Raw genomic sequence first — 20,088 nt, 5'->3', positions numbered from 1 at the left:
CTCCCGAGGAGTCCCCCATGTTCAAGAAGATCCTGGCCGTCGTCGCCATGCTGTACACCGCCCTGGCCATGGCCGCGGTGGACGTCAACAAGGCCAGCGAAGCCGAGCTCGACAGCGTCAAGGGCATCGGCCCGGGCACCAGCAAGCTGATCATCACCGAGCGCAAGAAGGGTGAATTCAAGAGCTGGGACGACTTCATCTCCCGGGTCAAGGGCGTGGGCGACAAGCGCGCCGGCAACCTGTCCGAAGCCGGCCTGACGGTCGGTGGCAAGGGCTACACGCCGGCGGCAGCGGGCGCCGCCAAGGACGACAAGGCGGCCGCGAAGACGGGTGCCAAGTCGGATGCCAAGTCCGACGCCAAGGCGGCGAAGGCCGAAGCCGGCGCCGACAAGGCCGCGGCCAAGTCCGATGCGAAGGCCGAGAAGAAGGCCGCCAGCGCCGAAGCCAAGGCGGACAAGAAGGAAGCCAGGGCCGACGCCAAGGCCGCTGCCGCCGCCAAGCCGGCCGCCAGCGCCAGCAAGTAAGTCGGCACACGCCGCAGCCCCGGGCCCGCTTCGGCGGGCCTTTTGCTTGGCCCGAGCGGCCGCCGGCCACCGGTGGCCGATACCGGGCACGGCGCGGCGCCAGCGCTGCGCGACACGCCGGACGACAGGAGCGCCCGCGGCTCAGGCCAGGGCGATCAGATCCGTGAGGCCCGGATCCACGCCGGCCTGCACCAGCAGCGTGGTGACCTGCCCGCGGTGGTGCGTTTGGTGGTTGAAGAAGTGGGTGAGCGCCTGCCATGCCGGGTGCTCGCGCACTGCGCCACGGGTGTTGGCGTAACGCATGGTCGACGCGGGAAAGCCGGGCGGCATCTGCTGCGTCCAGGTCTCGATGGCGGCGTCCAGATCGCGGCGCGCGGCACGCAGTCCTGCCCAGTCGGCGTGGAGCACCGTCTCGTGCACCGCGTCCGCCGGCAGCGCGAGCAGTTCGGCCCGCAGGGCCGGTGCGGGCGTCGGCTGTCCGGCGAACCGGCGCAGCCACAGCCGGTCTGCCCAGACCAGGTGGTTCAGCGTCCCGTGGATCGAGCCGAAGAACGCACCCCGGTCGAGGCGGCGGTCGGCATCCGTCAGCTGTTCGCAAGCGTCGTACAGGCGCTCGTTGAACCAGCGGTTGTAGCGTGCCAGCCAGCGGTAGTTGTCCAGGAACGTCGCCTGGGGCGGCGGTGCATCGGGCTCGGTCATCGCGCGATTCTCCCGCAGCGGCGCCGCAGCGACCCGGCCGGCAGGCTCGGCAGGGCGGCGAACCCGCCGTGGCCGGGAAACACCCGTGGCGCTGGCCCGAGACTTGCACGTATGCTCGCTTCCCCATCCATTCCGTGCCATCGCCCCGGAGAGTCCATGACATTCAAGCACGCCCTGATCGCCGCCACCGCCGTCGCCGCGGGCACCGCCTTCGCCCAGACCAAGTGGGACCTGCCGGCCGCCTACCCGGCCTCCAACTTCCACACCGAGAACCTGGTGCAGTTCGCCAACGACGTCGACAAGGCCACCGCGGGCAAGCTGAAGATCACCGTGCACGCGAATGCCTCGTTGTTCAAGGCCAACGAGATCAAGCGCGCCGTCCAGAGCGGACAGGCCCAGATCGGCGAGATGCTGCTGGTCAACGCCGAGAACGAGAACCCGATCTACGGCGCCGACGGCATCCCGTTCGTGGCCACCAGCTACGCCGAGGCGCGCAAGCTCGCGGCCGCCCAGAAGCCGATCCTCGACAAGCTGCTCGCGGCCCAGGGCATGAAGCTGCTGTACACCGTGGCCTGGCCGCCGCAGGGCATCTTCGCCAACAAGGACATCACCTCGGTGGCCGACATGCGTGGCCTGAAGTGGCGTGCCTACAGCCCCGCCACCGCCAAGATCGCCGAGCTGGTCGGCGCGCAGCCCGTCACCATCCAGCAGGCCGAGCTGTCCCAGGCCCTGGCCACCGGCGTGATCAACAGCTACATGAGCTCGGGCTCCACCGGCTACGACTCCAAGACGTACGAGAGCATCAAGTACTTCTACGACACCCAGGCCTGGATGCCCAAGAACGCCGTGCTGATGAACCAGAAGGCGTTCGACGCGCTCGACAAGCCAACCCAGGAAGCACTGCTCAAGTCGGCCGCCGCGGCCGAGGCGCGCGGCTGGAAGGTCAGCGAGGAAAAGAACGAGTGGTACAAGAAGGCGCTGGCCGACAAGGGCATGAAGATCGTCAAGCCGACCCCCAAGCTGATGGCCGACATGAAGCAGGTCGGCTCCATCATGCTGGCCGACTGGCAGAAGAAGGCGGGCGCCGACGGCCAGGCGCTGATCGAGGCCTACAACAAGAAGTGAGCCCATGCGCCGATTCCTCGACCGGCTCTATCTCGCATGCGGCGCCATCGGCGCCGTTTTCGTGCTGCTGATCGGCGTGCTGATGATCGCGCAGAGCGTGCTGCGCGAGTTCGGCGTGCGCACCGGCGCCGTCAACGACATCGTCGCCTGGTTCTGCGCCGCGGCCTCGTTCTTCGCGATGGCCCACGCCTTCAAGCACGGCGACTTCGTGCGCGTCACGCTCCTGCTCGACTCGCTGCCCGCGCGCGCGCGGCGCGTGGTCGAGGCGGCCTGCCTGGCGATCGCCGCGGTGAGCGTGGGCTACCTCGCATGGTGGGCCAACCGCTTCACCTACGACAGCTGGAGCTTCAACGAAGTGGCCCAGGGCCTGCTGCCGATCCCGATCTGGATCCCGCAGGCCAGCTTCGCGCTCGGCTCCATCCTGCTGCTCATCGCGGTGCTCGACGAACTGGTGATCGTGCTGCGCGGCGGCAAGCCCACCTACGTGGTCGCGGTCGAGGAACGCCATGCCAAGGGCGATTTCTCCTCCGACGTCTGACCTTCTTGCGGACTTTCCATGGACATCCTTCTCGTCGGCGGCCTGCTGCTGCTGGTCATGATGCTGCTGCTCTCCGGCGGCGTCTGGATCGCGATGACCCTTGCCATCTGCGGCTGGGTCGGCCAGGCCTTCTTCACCAGCACCTCGCCGGGCAACAACCTGTTCTCGGCCTTCTGGGAGAGCAACGCCAGCTGGGAGCTGGCCGCCCTGCCCCTGTTCATCTGGATGGGCGAGATCCTGTTCCGCACCAGGCTGTCCGAGGAGATGTTCGAGGGCCTGCGTCCCTGGCTGAACCGCGTCCCGGGGCGCCTGATGCACACCACGATCCTGGGCTGCGGCATCTTCGGCTCGGTCTCGGGTTCGTCGGCAGCCACCTGCGCCACCATCAGCAAGGTGGCCCTGCCCGAGCTGGTCAAGCGTGGCTACAGCGAGAAGATCGCGCTCGGCTCGCTGGCGACGGCGGGCACGCTGGGCATCCTCATCCCGCCGTCGATCACGATGGTGGTGTATGCCGTCGCGGCTGACGCGTCGATCATCCGCATCTTCCTGGCCGGCTTCCTGCCCGGTTTCCTGCTGATGGCGCTGTTCTCCGGCTACATCATGTGGTGGAGCCTGCGGCATCCCGACCAGGTGCCGCCACCCGACGCGCCCAGCAGCTGGCGCGAGAAGTTCCGCCAGTCCGGCAGCCTGATCCCCTGCGCCGTGCTGATCGTGTTCATCGTGTGGGTGCTGGTGGCCGGCTACGCCACCGCCACCGAATGCGCCGCCTACGGCGTGGCCGGCTCGCTGGCCATCGCGTGGTGGGGTGGCTCGCTGACCTGGCAGAACTTCTGGGAAGGGCTGATGGGGACCACCCGCACCAGCTGCATGATCATGTTCATCCTGGCCGGCGCCGCGTTCCTGACCAAGACCATGGCGTTCACCGGCATCCCGCGCGAGCTGGCCGAGTGGGTCAACCACATGAACCTCTCGCCGTTCTCGCTGATCGCGGTGCTCACCGTGGTGTACCTGGTGCTGGGGACGGCGCTCGACGGCATCAGCATGATCGTGCTGACCTCGGCGGTGGTCCTGCCGATGATCCAGAAGGCCGGTTTCGACCTGGTGTGGTTCGGCATCTTCATCGTGCTGCTGGTCGAGATCGCCGAAGTCACCCCGCCGGTCGGCTTCAACCTGTTCGTGCTGCAGAACATGACCGGCAAGGACAGCAACACCGTGGCCAGGGCGGCCCTGCCGTTCTTCGGCTGCCTGGTGGCCTGCATCGTGCTGATCACGGTGTTCCCGCAGATCGTGACGATCCTGCCCAACCTGGTGATGGGCGCCGAGAAATAGCGCCCGGCCCGTGCGCCGGCGTCAGCCGCGCACGGCGCAGGCCAGCGGGTCCGCCTCGCCCGCGGCCACCAGCTGCCGCTGGTTCTTGGCCTGCGCGACGTCCATGTCGCGCGGCAGCGGCACCCCGTTCTTGACGGCCAGGATCTCGGCCATCACGCTGACCGCGATCTCGGGCGGCGTCTTGCTGCCGATGTAGATCCCGATCGGCCCCCGCAGCCGCGCGAGCGCCGCCTCGGTCTTGCCGAAGTGTTCCATCATGCGCTGCCGGCGCGCGTCGTTGTTGCGTCGGCTGCCGATCGCGCCGACGTAGAAGGCGTCCGTGTCCAGCGCCTCCAGCAGCGCCAGGTCGTCGAGCTTGGGATCGTGCGTCAACGCGACCACGCAGCTGCGGCGGTCGGGGCGGAAGGCGGCCACGACGTCGTCGGGCATGTCCTGCACCAGGGTCGCGCCGGGGACGTGGAAGGCCCCGCGGTATTCCTCGCGCGGATCGCACACCGTCACGGCGAAGCCGCTGAACAGCGCCATGGTGGCCAGGTACTCGGTCAGCTGCCCGGCGCCGATCAGGAGCATGCGGTACTCGGGGCCGAAGGTGTTGGCCATCCGCGCCTCGTCGACGGCCAGGTCAGAGGGCGTGTCGGCCGGCTCGTTCATGGCGCTGCCGTCGGCCAGCACCACGGTGCGCCGCATCAGGCGGCCGGCCTCGAGCGCCGCCACCAGGTCGGCCAGGCCGCGCGCATCGGGGTCGAACTCCAGCAGGAGTTCCAGGGTACCGCCGCACGGCAGCCCGAACTGGTGCGCCTCGTCGGCGGTGATGCCGTACTTCACCAGCTCGGGCGGACCGGACGGGATCGCCCGGTCCCGCGACTTGCCGGCATAGGCCCGGGTGAAACGATCGATCAGGTCGTCCTCGATGCAGCCGCCCGACACCGAGCCGACCACCGCGCCGTCCTCGGCCAGGGCCATGATCGACCCCACCGGCCGCGGCGACGAGCCCCAGGTGCGCACCACCGTCGCGAGCAGCGCGCGCCGGCCGGCTGCGCGCCAGTCGCGCAGCGTGCGCAGCACCGTCACGTCGAGGTTTTCCATGCGTCTTGCTCCCCGGTGCGGGCCCGGTCAGAACCGGTAGGCCGCGTTCACGCCCACCAGCCAGGTGCGGCCCGGCGCCGATTCGTAGTAGCGCCGGTTGCCTTCGTTCACGATCACCGAGCCGACGTACTGCCGGTCGGTGACATTGTCCACCCGCAGGAATTCACTCAGGGTCCAGCGGCCCAGGGGCTGGCTGAGCGAGACGCGCACGTTGGCCGTGGTGGACCGTTCCGCGGACTCGTCGTTGAGGTCGTTGGCGTAGATCCGCCCCACGTGGCGCAGCTCGACCGCTGCCAGCAGGCCCAGGGGACGGTGCCGCCAGGCGAGCTCGGCAAAGGCGGTGCGCGCCGGCACGCCGGGGATCCGGTTGCCGGCGGCCACCGCCTGCCGCGTGGCGGCGGTGCAGCCGGCCGCCACGCAGGTGAGGAACCCGGTGTCGTACTGCGCCTGCAGCCAGGTGGCGGCCAGGGCCGCCGTGAACCCTGCGCCCAGGTCGCCGGCAAGCGCGGCTTCCAGTCCCTTGCGCTCGGTGCGGCCGGCGTTCTGGAAGGTGCTGCGGCCGCCGTTGTTGCTGAAGACGACGATCTCGTCGTCGGTCCGCGCCTGGAACAGCGCCAGGTTGCCGTGCCACCGTTCGGCCAGCTGCGCCTTGGCGCCCAGCTCCCACTGGCGGCTGTCGGCGCTGCGCAGGTCGAAGTTCAGCCCGGGCACGCCCAGCGGCCGGTAGGACAGCTCGTTGGAGGTCGGCGTCTCGAAGCCGCGTCCCGCCGAGGCATAGAGGTTCAGGCGCTCGGTCGCATGCAGGACGACGCCCAGCACGGGCGTCGTGGCGCTGTAGCGGGCGCTGCCGCTGTCGTCGCCGTTGGTGCCCTGGATGAAGCGGTCGCGCGACGCGAACTTCACGGTCGAGTGGCGCAGTCCCGCCGTGACGCTCACGCGTGCCCGGGTCCACACGGCCTGCAGATACTGGTCGAAGCTGCGCACCCGGTTGTCCTCGTCGCGGCGCAGTGGCCCCAGCACGCCCAGCTGGGTGGGGGCGGCGGCCGGCCCGAGGAAGTTCAGGAAGCCCTTGCGCCGCTCTTCCAGCTCGTCGGCGTAGAGGCCGCCGGTGAGCGTGAGCGGAGAGCCCAGCAGCTGCGCGCGGTGCACCCACTGGGCATCCAGTCCCTGGTAGTCACGCGCCAGGTCGATCACACCGCCGCTCGAATTGAGGACCTGGTTGGCCGGCGGGATCGCCTGGAACTGCTCGGTGCTGCGCTGCCCGCGCCAGCCCGTTACCTTCAGCGAGTTGGCCCGGTCGACCCGGTGCTCCAGGATGGCACCCGCCTGCAGCTGCTCCACGGACTTGCGCGTGTTGAACTGCTCGGCCAGCGGCGCCTGCCGCGGATCCCGTTCGTACTGGCGGCGTTCGAGCGCGAGCGGGTCCTGCACGTCGGGCAGGTTCACGTGGTTCAGCACCACCGTCACCCGGGTGTCCTCGTCCGCGCTGTAGCGGACCTTGCCGTTGAAGCCGGTGCGCTGCGCGGCACTGTGCTCGCGCCAGCCGTCGGTGTCGAACGTCGTGGCGCTCAGGTTGTACTGGATCCGGCCTTCCTGCCCCGAGAGCCGCACGTTGTGGCGGCGGGTGCCGTTGCTGCCAAAGGCGGTGCCGAGTTCGGCGACCGTCTGCGGTCCGCCGTCGGCGGTGAAGAGGCTGAGCACCCCGCCGGACGAATTGCCGTACAGCGCCGAGAACGGACCCCGCAGCACCTCGATCCGGTCGGCCGACAGCAGGTCGAAGTGCGACACCTGGCTCTGCCCGTCCGGGGCCGTGGCGGGGATGCCGTCGGTGTACAGGCGCAGGCCGCGCACCCCGAAGGTGGAGCGGGCGCCGTAGCCGCGCGAGGAAATCTGGAGGTCCTGGGCGTAGTTCTGCCGGTTCAGCACGCTGATGCCGGGCACCCGCTGCAGCGACTCCGACAGGTTGATGCCCAGCTGCGCGTCGCGCAGCGTGTCGCCGCGGATCACGTCGACGGAGGCCGGCGTGTCGAAGGCCGCCTGCGCGCTGCCCAGCCCCGGCGTCACGACCACCGGGTTCAGCGTGCGTTCACCGGCCGGGCTCGCGGGGGGTGTCGGCGCCTGCGCCGCGACCTGCAGCGTGGCCAATGCCGCTGCGGCCACCAAGGACTGCTTCATGTGTCTCCTCCTGCCGGCATTCTCATCGAGCGGCCGCCGTCGCGGGCGTGCCGCCGGCTCCACCGGGTCGCCGATCGCGTCACTGCAGGACCGAATAGGCAAGCACCGCCACCAGCACGGCCGCGGCAGCCCAGACCCAGAGCGGCACGACCGACCCGGACGACACGGCGGCGCCCCCGTTCACGCCCTCCACCGGCGTGCCCGTGCCCGCCGGCTGCGCCGCCCCGGCGGACGTCGCTGCCATGCGGGCGGCGGTGGTGCCACCCGTGCTTCCGGTGCTTCCGGTGCTTCCGGCGCTGCCCGGCGTGCCGTCCACGGCCGGTGGATGCCGCTGCTGCAACTGGGCTTCGAAGCGCTTGAAGAAGTCCTCGGCCATCGAGCGGGCGACACCGTCGATCAGCCGCTGGCCGACCTGGGCGATGCGGCCCCCAACCTGGGCGTTGACGGTGTACGACAGTTCGCAGCCGGCAGCGCGCGGCGCCAGCCGCACCTGCGCCTGGCCCTTGCCGAAGCCCGCAGCGCCACCCTGCCCTTCGAACTTCAGCGTGTAGCTGGAGGGCGGTTGCACGTCCTGCAACAGGATCCTGCCCGCGAACTTGGCCGAGACCGGCCCCACCTTCACCGACATGCCGACGGCGTACTGGTTCTCGCCCGTGGGCTCGACCTTGTCGCATCCGGGGATGCACGCCTTGAGCACCTGCGGATCGTTCAGCGCCTCCCAGGCCTGCTCCCGCGTGGCGGCCAGTTCGCGGCTTCCTTGCATGTCCATGTCGTGCGTCCTGTCGTGCTCAGCGGTGCATCACGGCCGCCACGCTGGCGGCCAGTTGCTCCAGGGTTTCGATGTTGTGCACGGCGAGCATGCCGTGCACCTGCCGATGCAGCTCAGCCGCGCCGCGCGCCAGCGGCTCGTAGCCCGCGAACCGCAACAGCGGATTGAGCCACAGCAGCCGCCGGCTGTGCAGCCGCAGCCAGGCCAGTTCACGCGCGAGCACCTCGGGCTCGCCGGTGTCCAGCCCGTCGGTGATCAGCAGCACCAGCGTGCGGCGTCCCACCAGCCGGCGCGCATGCCGCGTGCGCAGCGCCGCCAGCGAGTCGCCCAGGCGCGTGCCGCCCGCGAAGTCGTCGATGGCGCGGCCGGCCACCGCGAGCATCTCGTCGGTGTCCGCGATGCGGAACGCCGCCGTCAACTCGGTCAGGTGGGTGCCGAACGCGAACACGTCGCAGCGGCCACGTGGCCCCTGCCCACGGCGGGTGGCGGCATGCAGGAACGCGAGCAGCAGCCGGGCGTAGCGTTCCATCGACCCGGAGACGTCCACCAGCACGAGCAGCGGCAGCGGCTGGCGCACCCGCCTGCGGCGCGGCAGGCGCACCAGCTCGCCGCCGGTGCGGGCCGCCTCGTGCATCGCGCCGGGCCAGTGGGGCCGGTCGCCCCGCAGGCCGGGCCGGGTGCGGCGCGCCGGCACCTGCGGCACCGGCAGCGCCACGTCGCGCGCGATGCGCTCGACCAGCCGGTATTCCTCGCCGCTCAGCGCATTGAAGTCGGCGTGGCGCAGGCGCTGCAGGCGGCTGGCGGTCATCACGGCATCGAACCGCACGTCGCGGTCGGGCCGGCGCTGCCCGGCAGCATCCGGCGTCCGGCGCGGCGCCAGCGCGTCCTGCACCCGGGGCCGGCGGGGCACCGGCTCGGCCTGACCCTCGCCACGCGGCAGCATCTGGGCCAGCAGCTTCTGCGCCATCGCCGGGTCACGGAAGAACGCGTCGAACAGCTCGCGGAACACGGCCCGGTCCTGCTCGCGACCGACCAGCACCGCTTCCAGCGCAGCGCCCAGGTCGGACCGGCTCGCCACGCCGACCAGGCCCGCGGCTTCGACGGCCATCCCGATGCGCGCGGCATCGACCGGCACGCCCGCGCGGCGCAGGGCGCGACCGAAGGCCACGACATTGCCGGCGAGCTTGCCGCTGCGCGCATCGCCCAGCTGCATCACGCGCTCCCGCCACGCGGCGTGGTCCGTGTCATGGCCGGATGTCCTGGCCGCCGTCCTCCTGCGGCTGCAGCAGGCTGCCCGCCAGGTCGCGCGTGAGCGCCGCGACGTCCTCGCGCTGCTTGAACAGGATGCCGGCGGTGTCGGACACCACGTCGGGGTCCAGCTCCAGCGTGTCGAGCGCGACCAGCGCCTTGGCCCATTCCACGCTCTCCGCGATTCCCGGTGCGCGCTGGAACGCACTGGCGAAGGGCTGGCTGCGCAGCCGCGCGACGAAGCTCGCCACCTGCGCCGACAGGGCCTCGCCGGCCGCCGGCGCGCGCGCGCGCAGGATGGCCAGCTCGCGCGCGCGGTCCGGGTAGTCGAGCCAGTGGTACAGGCAGCGGCGCTTGAGCGCGTCGTGCAGGTCACGGGTGCGGTTGCTGGTGAGGATGGTCACCGGCGCCACGACCGGCCGCACGGTGCCCAGCTCCGGGATGCTCACCTGGTACTCGCCGAGGTATTCCAGCAGGAAGGCTTCGAACGGCTCGTCGGCCCGGTCGATCTCGTCGATCAGGAGCAGCGCGCCCGGCGCGGGTGCCTGCAGCGCCTGCAGCAGCGGACGCCGGATGAGGTATTGCGGCTGGTAGACCTCACGCTCGGCTTCGGCGGCACTCCCGCTGCCCTCGGCGGCGCGCAGGTGCAGCAGCTGCGCCGCGTAGTTCCACTCGTAGAGCGCCTCGCGCTGCTCCAGCCCGTCGTAGCACTGCAGCCGCAGCAGCTCGCGACCAAGTGCCAGGGCCAGCGCCTTCGCCAGCTCCGTCTTGCCGACGCCCGGCTCGCCTTCCAGCAGCAAGGGCCGCTGCAGCTTCAACGCCAGGAACGCCGCCACCGCCAGCCGCCGATCGGCGAAATAGCCGGCCTGCTGCAGGGCCTGGGTGAGCGCATCGATGGAGAACGGCACGTGGATCGGATGGAGCAGGATCGCGCCGCTGCGCGGCGGGGCACCGGCGAGACGAGGTTAACCGAGCGCCTTGGCGACCGCGCGCTGGGCCAGCACGCCGATGAGGTTGGCGCGGTAGGCGGCGCTGGCGTGCAGGTCGCTGGACAGGCCCTCGTCCGAGATCTCCACCGCGGCCGCGGCCTCGGGCGTGAAGCTCGTGGTCAGGGCTTGCTCCAGCCCCGGGTGGCGGAACACGCCGTTGCCGCCGCCGGTGATCGCCACCCGCGCGCCCTTGTCGAACTGCGCGACGAACACACCGATCAGCGCGAAGCGCGATGCGGGCTGCTTGAACTTGATGTAGGCCGACCGGCGCGGCAGCGGGAACGCCACCGAGGTGATCAGCTCGCCGTCCTCCAGCGCGGTGGTGAACATCCCGGCGAAGAAGTCGTCGGCCGCGATGCGGCGGCGCGTGGTGGCCACGGTCGCGCCGAGCGCGAGCACCGCGGTCGGGTAGCAGGCCGAGGGATCGTTGTTGGCGACCGAGCCGCCCAGCGTGCCGAGTGCGCGCACCTGCCGGTCGCCGATCTGGCCGGCCAGGTCCGCCAGCCCCGGGATGCTGCCGCGCACGTCCGGGCTGGCGGCCACTTCCGCGTGGCGGGCCATCGCGCCGATGACCACCTGCCCGCCCTCATGCCGGATGCCCGACAGCTCGCGCACGCCGCCCAGGTCGACCAGCTGGTCGGGGTTGGCCAGACGCAGCTTCATCGAGGCCAGCAGGGTCTGGCCACCGGCCAGCACCTTGCCGCCGGCGGCCGCCAGCTGCGCGGCGTCGGCCAGGGTGGGGGGACGCTCGAAGGTGAATGCGTACATGCTCGTCTCCTGTGCTCGTCGGCTCAGTGCGCGGCCGCGCGGATGGCTTCCCAGACGCGGGACGGGCTGGCCGGCATGTCCAGGTCCCGGACACCCAGGTCCTGCAGCGCATCCAGCACCGCGTTCATCAGCGCGGGCGGCGAGCCGATGGCGCCGGCCTCGCCGCAGCCCTTGGTGCCCAGCGGGTTGTGCGTGCAGGGCGTGGCGTTGGTGGCCAGCCGGAACGACGGCAGGTCGTCGGCGCGCGGCATGGCGTAGTCCATGAAGCTGCCGGTGAGCAGCTGGCCGCTCTCGCGGTCGTAGACGCAGTTCTCCATCAGCGCCTGGCCCAGCCCCTGCGCCAGCCCGCCGTGCACCTGGCCCTCGACGATCATCGGGTTGATGATGGTGCCGAAGTCGTCCACCGCGGTGAAGCGGTCCACGCGCACCACGCCGGTGGCGGGGTCCACCTCGACTTCGCAGATGTAGGTGCCGGCGGGGAAGGTGAAGTTGGTCGGGTCGTAGAAGGCCGTCTCGTTCAGCCCAGGCTCGAGCTTGTCGAGCGGGTAGTTGTGCGGCACGTACGCCGTGAGCGCCACCTGGCCGAACGGGATCTTCCTGTCGGTGCCCTTGACCTTGAACTCGCCGCCCGAGAACTCGATGTCGGCGTCGCTGGCCTCCATCAGGTGCGCCGCGATCTTCTTGGCCTTGGCCTCGATCTTGTCGAGCGCCTTCATGATCGCCGCCCCACCCACGCTGATCGACCGCGAACCGTAGGTGCCCATGCCGAACGGCACGCGGCCGGTGTCGCCGTGGACCACGTCGACGTTCTCGACCGGAATGCCCAGCCGTCCCGCCACCACCTGGGCGAACGTGGTCTCGTGGCCCTGGCCGTGGCTGTGCGAGCCGGTGAACACCGTCACGCTGCCGGTCGGGTGCACGCGGATCTCGCCGCACTCGAACAGGCCCGCCCGTGCGCCGAGCGCACCCGCGATGTTGGACGGCGCGATGCCGCAGGCCTCGATGTAGCTGCTGTAGCCCAGCCCGCGCCGCAGCCCTCTGGCCTCGCTGGCGGCCTTGCGCACGGCGAAGCCGTCGACCTCGTGCAGCGCCTTGGCCTTGTCCATGCACGCGTGGTAGTCGCCGGTGTCGTACTGGAGCGCGACCGGCGTCTGGTACGGGAACTGGGTGATGAAGTTGCGCTTGCGGATCTCGTCCTGCGACAGACCCAGCTCCCACGCGCAGCGCGTCACCAGCCGCTCCAGCAGGTAGGTGGCTTCGGGGCGGCCGGCGCCGCGGTAGGCGTCGACCGGTGCGGTGTTGGTGAACCAGGCGTCCACCTCGACGTGGATCAGCGGCGTGGTGTACTGGCCGGCGAGCAGCGTGGCGTAGAGGATGGTGGGCACGGCCGTCGAGAAGGTCGACAGGTAGGCGCCCAGGTTGGCGTCGGTGTGCACCCGCAAGGCCAGGAACCTGCCGTCGCGGTCCATCGCCATCTCGGCGTGGCTCACGTGGTCGCGGCCATGGGCATCGCACAGGAAGGCCTCGCTGCGCTCGCACACCCACTTGATCGAACAGTTCAGCTGCCTGGCGGCCCAGGTGAGCGCCACGTCCTCCGCGTAGAGGTAGATCTTGGCGCCGAAGCCGCCGCCCACGTCGGGCGCGATCACGCGCACCTTGTGCTCGGGCAGGCCCAGCACGAACGCCGTCATCAGCAGGCGCTCCACGTGCGGGTTCTGGTTGGACACGTACAGGGTGTACTCGTCGTTGGCCCGGTTGTAGCTGCCGATCGCGGCGCGCGGCTCCAGCGGGTTGGGCACCAGCCGGTTGTTGGTGAGATCCAGCCGGGTCACGTGCGCCGCGTTCGCGAAGGCGGCGTCCACCTGGGCCTTGTCGCCGATGGCCCACTTGTAGCAGTGGTTGTCCGGGGCCGCGTCGTGCAGCGCCGTGGCGCTGGCCGCATCGCGCACGTCGACCACCGCCGGCAGCACGTCGTAATCGACCTCGACGGCCTCGGCCGCGTTCTTGGCCTGCTCGACCGTGTCGGCCACCACCATCGCGACGTGGTCGCCGACGTAGCGCACCTTGCCTTGCGCCAGCACCGGGTGGGGCGGCTCCTTCATCGGCGTGCCGTCGGTGCTCGTGATCAGCCAGCCGCAGGGCAGCCCGCCCATCTTGCCTTCCACGTCCCGGCCGGTGAACACCTTGGCGACGCCCGGCATCGCCTCGGCGCGCGAGACGTCGATCGCGCGGATCGCGGCATGGGCGTGCGGCGACCGCACGAACACGGCGCAGCGCTGGTTGGCCAGGTTGATGTCGTCGGTGTACTGGCCCGAGCCGGTGAGGAAGCGGTAGTCCTCCTTGCGGCGCAGCGCCTGGCCGATGTGCGGCAGCTTGGAGAGGTCGGATGCACCCATGGTCGGTCTCCTTCGGTGTGGGCGGGCGGCCTCAGGCCGCTGCCATGGCCTGGCGGCCCTGCTGCACCGCCTTGACGATGTTCTGGTAGCCCGTGCAACGGCAGATGTTGCCCTCGAGCAGCTCGCGGATCTTCGCGTCGTCCGCCTGCGGGTGATCGCGACACAGATCGATCGCGCTCAGGACCATGCCCGGCGTGCAGAAGCCGCACTGCAGGCCATGGCACTCCTTGAACGCGGCCTGCATCGGATGCATGGCGCCGTCGGCCGCGGCCAGGCCCTCGATGGTGGTGATGGCGGCGCCCTGGTGCTGGACCGCGAGCGTGTTGCACGACTTGATCGCGCGGCCGTCGACCAGCACGGTGCAGGCGCCGCACTGCGCGGTGTCGCAGCCCACGTGCGTGCCGGTCAGGCGCAGCTGCTCGCGGATGGCCTGCACCAGCAGCGTGTTGGGCGCAACGTCGATGCTGGCGGGCTTGCCGTTGACGGTGAATTGGACCTGCATGCTGTCTCCTGTGTTCACTTGGCGCGGCCATTGTTGAAGCCACCCTCCCCACCCTACCTAGGCGAAACCCTAGGGGGATGGACCGTGCGGAGCGAAATTCTCAAAATGGAACAGCGCGCCTCAGGGCGTCACCCAGCAGGAACCAGCGGAACCCCACCATGTCCCTCGCGTCCGAGCCCCGGTTGCAGGCGATCGCGCAGGCGCGGCAGGCCGTGCTCGCGGAGGGCGCCGCCGCCACCGATGGGCTGCTCGAACGCAGGCCGGAAGCCGCCTGGATCGAGCGCTCGTGGCGGCGCTGCCTGGCCCGGGGGCACCGGCCGGACGAGCCGGTCGCCTTCGACATCGTGCCCGCGCAGGCCGGCCGTCGCGCCGAGGAGGCGAGCCACACCTTGCTGGAGGCCGCACGCCCGGTGATGTCGAAGCTGGCGCGCGCCATCGCGGGCAGCCGCTACTTCGCCGTGCTCACCGATGCGCAGGGCATCGTGGTCGGCGTCGACGGCGCGATCGACCGCAGCGACCGCCGCGCCCAGCTCATCACGCGCATCGGCGTCGACCTGTCGGAGCCGGCGGTCGGCACCACCGCGATCGGTGCAGCGCTGGCCGAACTGCAGCCGGTGTGGCTGCACCGCGGCGAACACTTCTTCGAGGACACCGGCTGCTACAGCTGCGCCGGCGCCCCGCTGGTGGGGCCGGACGGCGCCACCGTCGGCATGCTCGACCTCACCGGGATCGATGCCGCCGAGCGCCCGGAGTTGCGGCACCTGGTGGCGCAGTCGGCGCGCAGCATCGAGAACGCGCTCGCGATCGCCCGGCCGCACGCGCTCCTGCTGCGGCTGGGCTGGATCGGCCATCGGTTGGGCGACGAGCAGGACGGTCTGCTGTGCCTGGACGATGACGGCTGGGTCGTCGGCGCCAACCCCGGCGCGCGGCAGATGCTGGCGCCACTGTCCGACGCCCGCGCCCGCACCCACTGCAGCGAGCTGTTCGCCATGGCCTGGGAGTCGCTGTTCGACGCCGTGCGCCGTGACGAGACGCTGGACGTGCCGCTGTGGTCGGGCCTGGCGCTGCAGGTCCTGCCGCGCGCCGCCGGCCAGCTCGGCACTGCGCAGGCAGCGACCGCCGACGGGCGGCTGCCGCTGCGCGACCTGGAAACCGAACTGATCCGGCAGGCCGTGCGGGACGCCCGCGGCAACGTGGTGGCGGCAGCCCGCGCCCTGGGCATCAGCCGTGCGACGGTGTATCGCAAGCTGGGACGGCGCACGCCCAAGTGACGGCGGCGGGTCAGCTGGCCAGCGCGATGACGACGGCCGCTTCGTCGAGGTGCAGCAGCACCCGGCTGCCGGCGCGCAGGCCGCTGCGCGCGCCCGCAAACCCCACCAGGCCCTGCCCACCCTGCAGGCGGGCCGCGATCTCGTCGCCCGCGTCGCTGCGCGAGACCCGGGTCGCGCGTGCGGGCAGGCGGTTCCCGCTGGAAGGTGCGGGGTTCGAGGCCCGGTCGACGCGCACGGCGGTGGCCTTGCACAGGGCAATGACGGCCTGACCCGGCTGGAGACCGAGCAGCTCGGCGCTTTCCGCCGTGATGCGCGCCGCCACCGACGTGTCGTCGTCGAGCGCGAGCACGACCCGCGCCAGCGGACCGCTGAGGTGGACTGCGGCCACCGTGCAAGGCAGCTGGTTGCGCATGCTGGTGCGAAGCCCCAGGGCGTCCAGCCCGGCCGGCCGCCGGGGCGAGGCCAGGCGTGCCAGCACCTGCTCGCGCGCACGCTCCATCTCGCCGGCGGCCACCAGCAGGCGGGCACCTTCCCTGGTGAGCCTGGCGCCACCGCCACCGGCGCCGCCGACCGCACGCTCGACCAGCGGCACCCCGGCCAGGTTCGACAGCATGTCCAGCGCCTGCCACGCGGCCTTGTAGCTGACGCCCGCTTCGCGCGCGGCCTGCGAGATCGAACCGCTCTCACCGACGCGGCGCAGGATCTCCAGCCGCTTGTCGGCGGGCTGGTGGCCGAGCGCGCCGGCCAGCTGCAATCGTGGAGCCATGGCCGCGATTGTGGCGCCGCCGGACGCGGCCGTACACTGGCGCTATTCCTGCGATGAATAGCGCTTGCGCCTCCCTCCTGGCCCTCGCCCGCCGTCTTGCCGCGGCCGTCCTCGCCGTGCCGGCGCTGGGCGCGACGGGCACCGCCCGTGCGGCCGACGTCAGCGTGGCGGTGGCCGCCAACTTCACCGCGCCCATGCAGGCGATCGCCGCGGCATTCGAGCGCGACACCGGGCACCGGGCGGTGCTGGCATTCGGCTCCACCGGACGTTTCGCCGCCCAGGTGCGGCACGGCGCGCCGTTCCAGGTGCTGCTGGCCGCGGACGCCGAGACGCCGGCCCGGCTCGAACAGGAAGGACTGGCCGTCAGCGGCACCCGCTTCACCTATGCCACCGGCCGCCTCGTGCTGTGGAGCGCGACGCCCGGGCTGGTGGATGCAAAGGGCGAAGTCCTGGCACGCGAGAGCGGCCGGATCGCGATCGCCGACCCGCGCCTGGCGCCGTACGGCCGCGCTGCCGAGCAGGCCATCGAAGCGCTGGGTCTCACGATGCAGGTGCGGCCCCGCCTGGTGCAGGGAGACAGCATCGCCCAGGTGCACCAGTTCGTGCGCAGCGGGAACACCCCGCTCGGCTTCGTGGCACTGTCCCAGGTGACGCGCGACGGCCGCATCGCACAGGGGTCGGGCTGGCTGGTGCCCGCACGGCTGCACGCCCCGATCCGGCAGGACGCCGTGCTGCTGGCCGCCGGCCGTGGGCAGCCGGCCGCGCTCGCCCTGCTGGCCTACCTGCGCGCCGAGACCGCACGTGCCGTGATCCGTTCGCACGGCTACGAGCTCTGACCGCATGTCCCTGGACGCCACCGATCTCCAGGCCATCGGCCTCACGCTGCGCCTGGCGACAGCGACCACGCTGCTGCTGCTGCTCGTCGCCACCCCGATCGCGTGGTGGCTGGCCCGCACCCGCAGCCGCTGGGCCGCCGTCGTCGGCGCGGTGGTCGCGCTTCCGCTGGTGCTGCCGCCCACCGTCCTGGGCTTCTACCTGCTCGTCGTGTTCGGCCCCCAGGGCTGGGGCGGCCGGCTGACGCAGTCGCTGGGGCTGGGGCTGCTGCCCTTCACCTTCGGCGGCCTGCTGGTGGCGTCGGTGCTCTATTCGCTGCCGTTCGCCGTGCAGCCGCTGCAGCACGCCTTCGCCGCGATCGGTCGTGCCCCGCTCGAAGCGGCCGCCACCCTGCGCGCGCGCCCACTGGATGCGTTCTTCACCGTGGCGCTGCCGCTGGCCCGGCCCGGCTTCACCACCGCCGGCATCCTGGCGTTCGCGCACACCGTCGGCGAGTTCGGCGTGGTGCTGATGATCGGCGGCAACATCCCCGAGCAGACCCGCGTGGTCTCCACGCAGATCTACGGCCACGTGGAGGCGCTCGAGTACGCGCAGGCGCACTGGCTCTCGGCCGCGATGCTGCTGTTCTCCTTCGTGGTCCTGCTGGCCCTGGGCCTTCTCACGCGCCGCACGGCGCGCCTGGGCCCGTGAGCGACGCGGGGCTGCACCTGCGGCTGGCGCTGGACCGGCCCGGCTTCGTGCTGGACGCCGACCTGCAGCTGCCCCCGCGCGGCATCACCGTGCTGTTCGGTCCTTCCGGGTCGGGCAAGACCACGCTGCTGCGCTGCGTCGCCGGCCTGGAGCGCGCCCGCGGGCAGCTGCGGTTCGCCGGACAGGACTGGCAGGACGACGCCCGCCGCATCTTCCTGCCCACCTGGCGGCGCCCGCTCGGCTACGTGACCCAGGAAGCCGGTCTGTTCCCGCACCTGGACGTGCAGGGCAACCTCGACTATGCGAGCCGGCGCGCGCGCCGCGGCGACGGTGCAGCGTCCCTGGACGCGGCCGTGGGGCTGCTGGGCATCGGCCACCTGCTGCGCCGCCCCACGGCGGAGCTCTCGGGCGGGGAACGCCAGCGGGTGGCGATTGCGCGCGCGCTGGCGACGCAGCCGCGGCTGCTGCTGCTGGACGAGCCGCTCGCCTCGCTCGACCCGGCGCGTCGCCGCGAGGTGCTGCCCTGGCTGGAGCAGCTGCGCGACGAGCTCGCGCTGCCCATGCTGTACGTCACCCACTCGGCCGACGAGATGGCCTGGCTGGCGGACACGCTGGTGCTGCTGGAGCAGGGGCGGGTGCGGGCCTGCGGCGAGCCGGTCCCGACACTGGCCCGGCTGGACCTGCCGCTCGCGCACGAGGACGACGCCGCGGTCCTGCTGCACGGGCGCATCGCCGAGCGCGACACGCGCTGGCAACTGGCACGCATCGACTTCGACGGCGGCTCCCTCTGGTTGCGCGACGACGGGCTGGCGGCCGGCCGCGCGGTGCGGCTGCGGGTGCTGGCGCGCGACGTCAGCCTGGCGACCGAAGCGTCGCCGCCCGGCATCGCCAGCATCCAGAACGTGCTGCCGTGCACCGTGCGGGCCCTCGGCCCCGCAGCGCACCCCTCGCAGGTGCTGGTGCAGGTGGCCTGCGGCGGCAGCGTGCTGGTCGCGCGCATCACCGCCCGCGCAGCCGATGCCCTGCGCCTGGCGCCGGGGCAGGCGGTGTGGGCGCAGGTGAAGTCGGCCGGGCTCCTGCGCTGATCACCGGGCGCCCGGCGGTGGCGCCGGCGCGGCGCATCAGCGCTGCGCGTTGGGGAAGAACAGCTGCTCGCCGCCGATCTTGTAGGCGGCGATGGCCTGCTGGCCCTCGGGCGAGACCACCCAGTCGACAAAGCGCTGGGCCTGCGCCGCCTGGAGGTGCGGGAATTTCGCCGGGCTGACCGCCATCACGCCGTACTGGTTGAACAGGCGCTTGTCGCCCTGGACCAGCACCGCGAGATCGCCGCGGTTCCTGAAACCGAGCCAGGTGCCGCGATCGGCCAGCGTGTAGGCGCCGGTCGAGGACGCGATGTTCAGCGCCGGGCCCATGCCGCAGCCGCATTCCCGGTAGCCGCCGCCCTTGCCGGCCCCGGCCAGTGCCCAGTAGCGCAGCTCGGCGGCATGGGTGCCGCTCTTGTCGCCGCGCGAGACGAAGGCGGCGTTGGCGGCCGCAACCTTGCGCAAGGCGTCCACGATGTCGCTGCCCCTGGCGCCGGCGGGATCGTCCCGGGGCCCGAGCAGGATGAAGTCGTTGTACATGACCGGATGGCGGCGTGCGGCATAGCCGTCGGCCACGAACTTCTCCTCGGCCGGCTGATCGTGCACGAACAGCACGTCGGCGTCGCCGCGCCGGGCCATGTCGATCGCCTGGCCGGTGCCGACGGCCACGACCTTGACGGCGATGCCGGTCGCCCGGGTGAAGGCCGGCAGCAGGTGCGCGAACAGTCCCGACTGCTCGGTGGAGGTGGTCGAGGCCACGGTGATGGACGACGGCTGGGCGGCGGCCAGGCCGCACGCAGCCAGCAGCACGAGGGCGGACCAGCCGCGGGGGGACAGGAGGAAGCGGAGCATGGCGGCATCGTAGGTGCCGCCGCCGGCGACCGCGATCCGTTGTTTCGCTGATGACACGACGTGCAGACCGGATCCTCGGCCGCCGCTGCATGCCGACCTGGAGCGGGCCTTTGCGGTGGCCTTCGGCGGCGCGCATGTGCTCACGCTCTACGCCAGCCACGACGATGACCTGATGCGGCAGCGTGGCCACGCTGCCGCGCTGGCGCGGCCGCACCTGGCCATCCGCTTCACCGGCAGCGTCGATGCGATCGCGGCGCGCAACGAGGGCCGCTGCACGGTCGCCGGCTTCCATGCGCCGCCCAGCCCCGCGCCAGGGTCCTGCGCACAGCGCACCGACCAGCCGCTGCGGCTCGGGGTGCACAAGATCATCGGGTTCGCGCGTCGTCGCCAGGGCTTGCTGGTGGCAGAACGGACGGCGCGCTGACCACCCGCGCGCAGGCAGGCG

Annotated in this window: 20 protein-coding genes; 9 read left to right on the top strand and 11 right to left on the bottom strand. The window is 71.7% G+C overall.

Annotated features, from left to right (window positions below; translation table 11 throughout):
• Positions 1 to 17 precede the first annotated feature (17 nt).
• The gene (locus tag VFE82_RS18495) at positions 18 to 524 is read left to right on the top strand and encodes a ComEA family DNA-binding protein (RefSeq protein WP_325001807.1); all 507 of its coding nucleotides are present in this window, start codon (positions 18 to 20) and stop codon (positions 522 to 524) included.
• A 141-nt stretch (positions 525 to 665) separates the two neighbouring features.
• Here VFE82_RS18495 and VFE82_RS18490 read toward each other — a convergent pair whose 3' ends face one another.
• Positions 666 to 1,223: a DinB family protein gene (locus VFE82_RS18490; RefSeq protein ID WP_325001806.1), complete on the bottom strand. Its 558-nt coding sequence runs from the start codon at positions 1,221 to 1,223 to the stop codon at positions 666 to 668.
• Between the two features lie 156 nt (positions 1,224 to 1,379).
• On the opposite strand from VFE82_RS18490, the gene VFE82_RS18485 reads away from it, so the two are divergent.
• Genes VFE82_RS18485 through VFE82_RS18475 form a run of 3 tightly spaced genes read left to right on the top strand, consistent with a single transcriptional unit; the run spans position 1,380 to position 4,215 of the window.
• Positions 1,380 to 2,348: a TRAP transporter substrate-binding protein gene (locus VFE82_RS18485; RefSeq protein WP_325001805.1), complete on the top strand. Its 969-nt coding sequence runs from the start codon at positions 1,380 to 1,382 to the stop codon at positions 2,346 to 2,348.
• 4 nt (positions 2,349 to 2,352) lie between these two features.
• Entirely contained in the window at positions 2,353 to 2,886 is a 534-nt protein-coding gene (locus tag VFE82_RS18480) for a TRAP transporter small permease (protein ID WP_325001804.1), read from the top strand.
• Between the two features lie 18 nt (positions 2,887 to 2,904).
• On the top strand, positions 2,905 to 4,215 hold the full coding sequence (locus tag VFE82_RS18475) for a TRAP transporter large permease subunit (protein ID WP_325001803.1): 1,311 nt from the start codon (positions 2,905 to 2,907) through the stop codon (positions 4,213 to 4,215).
• Positions 4,216 to 4,236: 21 nt separating this feature from the next.
• On the opposite strand, the gene VFE82_RS18470 is transcribed toward VFE82_RS18475, so the two are convergent.
• From VFE82_RS18470 to VFE82_RS18435, 8 genes are all read right to left on the bottom strand, one after another.
• Entirely contained in the window at positions 4,237 to 5,301 is a 1,065-nt protein-coding gene (locus VFE82_RS18470; protein WP_325001802.1) for an XdhC family protein, read from the bottom strand.
• 27 nt (positions 5,302 to 5,328) lie between these two features.
• Positions 5,329 to 7,476, bottom strand: coding sequence for a TonB-dependent receptor (locus tag VFE82_RS18465; RefSeq protein ID WP_325001801.1), 2,148 nt, complete (start codon positions 7,474 to 7,476; stop codon positions 5,329 to 5,331).
• Between the two features lie 79 nt (positions 7,477 to 7,555).
• Positions 7,556 to 8,245 (bottom strand): carbon monoxide dehydrogenase subunit G, encoded by a 690-nt coding sequence (locus tag VFE82_RS18460; RefSeq protein WP_325001800.1) that lies wholly within the window; start codon positions 8,243 to 8,245, stop codon positions 7,556 to 7,558.
• 19 nt (positions 8,246 to 8,264) lie between these two features.
• Positions 8,265 to 9,458, bottom strand: coding sequence for a vWA domain-containing protein (locus VFE82_RS18455; RefSeq protein WP_325001799.1), 1,194 nt, complete (start codon positions 9,456 to 9,458; stop codon positions 8,265 to 8,267).
• A gap of 31 nt (positions 9,459 to 9,489) precedes the next feature.
• The gene (locus tag VFE82_RS18450; RefSeq protein WP_325001798.1) at positions 9,490 to 10,401 is read right to left on the bottom strand and encodes a MoxR family ATPase; all 912 of its coding nucleotides are present in this window, start codon (positions 10,399 to 10,401) and stop codon (positions 9,490 to 9,492) included.
• Positions 10,402 to 10,458: 57 nt separating this feature from the next.
• Positions 10,459 to 11,250, bottom strand: coding sequence for a xanthine dehydrogenase family protein subunit M (locus tag VFE82_RS18445; protein ID WP_325001797.1), 792 nt, complete (start codon positions 11,248 to 11,250; stop codon positions 10,459 to 10,461).
• A gap of 23 nt (positions 11,251 to 11,273) precedes the next feature.
• A complete protein-coding gene (locus tag VFE82_RS18440) occupies positions 11,274 to 13,646 on the bottom strand; it encodes a xanthine dehydrogenase family protein molybdopterin-binding subunit (protein ID WP_325001796.1) in 2,373 nt (790 codons plus the stop codon).
• 31 nt (positions 13,647 to 13,677) lie between these two features.
• Entirely contained in the window at positions 13,678 to 14,148 is a 471-nt protein-coding gene (locus tag VFE82_RS18435) for a (2Fe-2S)-binding protein (RefSeq protein WP_325001795.1), read from the bottom strand.
• A 158-nt stretch (positions 14,149 to 14,306) separates the two neighbouring features.
• On the opposite strand from VFE82_RS18435, the gene VFE82_RS18430 reads away from it, so the two are divergent.
• Positions 14,307 to 15,419, top strand: a complete 1,113-nt coding sequence (locus VFE82_RS18430) for a helix-turn-helix domain-containing protein (protein WP_325001794.1) — start codon at positions 14,307 to 14,309, stop codon at positions 15,417 to 15,419.
• Between the two features lie 10 nt (positions 15,420 to 15,429).
• On the opposite strand, the gene VFE82_RS18425 is transcribed toward VFE82_RS18430, so the two are convergent.
• Entirely contained in the window at positions 15,430 to 16,185 is a 756-nt protein-coding gene (locus VFE82_RS18425) for a TOBE-like domain-containing protein (RefSeq protein ID WP_325001793.1), read from the bottom strand.
• A 53-nt stretch (positions 16,186 to 16,238) separates the two neighbouring features.
• On the opposite strand from VFE82_RS18425, the gene modA reads away from it, so the two are divergent.
• The 3 genes from modA to modC are packed head-to-tail and all read left to right on the top strand — an operon-like array spanning position 16,239 to position 18,794.
• The gene (gene modA, locus VFE82_RS18420) at positions 16,239 to 17,021 is read left to right on the top strand and encodes a molybdate ABC transporter substrate-binding protein (RefSeq protein ID WP_325001792.1); all 783 of its coding nucleotides are present in this window, start codon (positions 16,239 to 16,241) and stop codon (positions 17,019 to 17,021) included.
• A 4-nt stretch (positions 17,022 to 17,025) separates the two neighbouring features.
• The gene (gene modB, locus VFE82_RS18415; RefSeq protein WP_325001791.1) at positions 17,026 to 17,709 is read left to right on the top strand and encodes a molybdate ABC transporter permease subunit; all 684 of its coding nucleotides are present in this window, start codon (positions 17,026 to 17,028) and stop codon (positions 17,707 to 17,709) included.
• Positions 17,706 to 18,794, top strand: coding sequence for a molybdenum ABC transporter ATP-binding protein (gene modC, locus VFE82_RS18410; RefSeq protein ID WP_325001790.1), 1,089 nt, complete (start codon positions 17,706 to 17,708; stop codon positions 18,792 to 18,794). The genes modB and modC overlap by 4 nt, the downstream gene beginning before the upstream one ends.
• 36 nt (positions 18,795 to 18,830) lie before the next feature.
• On the opposite strand, the gene VFE82_RS18405 is transcribed toward modC, so the two are convergent.
• Positions 18,831 to 19,643, bottom strand: coding sequence for a substrate-binding domain-containing protein (locus VFE82_RS18405; protein ID WP_325001789.1), 813 nt, complete (start codon positions 19,641 to 19,643; stop codon positions 18,831 to 18,833).
• Positions 19,644 to 19,758: 115 nt separating this feature from the next.
• On the opposite strand from VFE82_RS18405, the gene VFE82_RS18400 reads away from it, so the two are divergent.
• Positions 19,759 to 20,067, top strand: a complete 309-nt coding sequence (locus tag VFE82_RS18400; protein ID WP_414708779.1) for a substrate-binding domain-containing protein — start codon at positions 19,759 to 19,761, stop codon at positions 20,065 to 20,067.
• Positions 20,068 to 20,088: the final 21 nt, after the last annotated feature.

Origin of the sequence: Ramlibacter sp., assembly GCF_035655895.1 — a bacterium.
In the GTDB taxonomy this organism is placed as follows: Bacteria; Pseudomonadota; Gammaproteobacteria; order Burkholderiales; family Burkholderiaceae_C; genus Ramlibacter.
This window is presented reverse-complemented; position numbering and strand designations above follow the sequence as displayed.

Excerpts from the sequence above, each read along its gene's own strand:
- VFE82_RS18495 (WP_325001807.1), top strand. The coding sequence starts at position 18 with ATGTTCAAGAAGATCCTGGCCGTCGTCGCCATGCTGTACACCGCCCTG.
- VFE82_RS18490 (WP_325001806.1), bottom strand. The coding sequence starts at position 1,223 with ATGACCGAGCCCGATGCACCGCCGCCCCAGGCGACGTTCCTGGACAAC.
- VFE82_RS18485 (WP_325001805.1), top strand. The coding sequence starts at position 1,380 with ATGACATTCAAGCACGCCCTGATCGCCGCCACCGCCGTCGCCGCGGGC.
- VFE82_RS18480 (WP_325001804.1), top strand. The coding sequence starts at position 2,353 with ATGCGCCGATTCCTCGACCGGCTCTATCTCGCATGCGGCGCCATCGGC.
- VFE82_RS18475 (WP_325001803.1), top strand. The coding sequence starts at position 2,905 with ATGGACATCCTTCTCGTCGGCGGCCTGCTGCTGCTGGTCATGATGCTG.
- VFE82_RS18470 (WP_325001802.1), bottom strand. The coding sequence starts at position 5,301 with ATGGAAAACCTCGACGTGACGGTGCTGCGCACGCTGCGCGACTGGCGC.
- VFE82_RS18465 (WP_325001801.1), bottom strand. The coding sequence starts at position 7,476 with ATGAAGCAGTCCTTGGTGGCCGCAGCGGCATTGGCCACGCTGCAGGTC.
- VFE82_RS18460 (WP_325001800.1), bottom strand. The coding sequence starts at position 8,245 with ATGGACATGCAAGGAAGCCGCGAACTGGCCGCCACGCGGGAGCAGGCC.
- VFE82_RS18455 (WP_325001799.1), bottom strand. The coding sequence starts at position 9,458 with ATGCAGCTGGGCGATGCGCGCAGCGGCAAGCTCGCCGGCAATGTCGTG.
- VFE82_RS18445 (WP_325001797.1), bottom strand. The coding sequence starts at position 11,250 with ATGTACGCATTCACCTTCGAGCGTCCCCCCACCCTGGCCGACGCCGCG.
- VFE82_RS18440 (WP_325001796.1), bottom strand. The coding sequence starts at position 13,646 with ATGGGTGCATCCGACCTCTCCAAGCTGCCGCACATCGGCCAGGCGCTG.
- VFE82_RS18435 (WP_325001795.1), bottom strand. The coding sequence starts at position 14,148 with ATGCAGGTCCAATTCACCGTCAACGGCAAGCCCGCCAGCATCGACGTT.
- VFE82_RS18430 (WP_325001794.1), top strand. The coding sequence starts at position 14,307 with ATGTCCCTCGCGTCCGAGCCCCGGTTGCAGGCGATCGCGCAGGCGCGG.
- VFE82_RS18425 (WP_325001793.1), bottom strand. The coding sequence starts at position 16,185 with ATGGCTCCACGATTGCAGCTGGCCGGCGCGCTCGGCCACCAGCCCGCC.
- modA (WP_325001792.1), top strand. The coding sequence starts at position 16,239 with ATGAATAGCGCTTGCGCCTCCCTCCTGGCCCTCGCCCGCCGTCTTGCC.
- modB (WP_325001791.1), top strand. The coding sequence starts at position 17,026 with ATGTCCCTGGACGCCACCGATCTCCAGGCCATCGGCCTCACGCTGCGC.
- VFE82_RS18405 (WP_325001789.1), bottom strand. The coding sequence starts at position 19,643 with ATGCTCCGCTTCCTCCTGTCCCCCCGCGGCTGGTCCGCCCTCGTGCTG.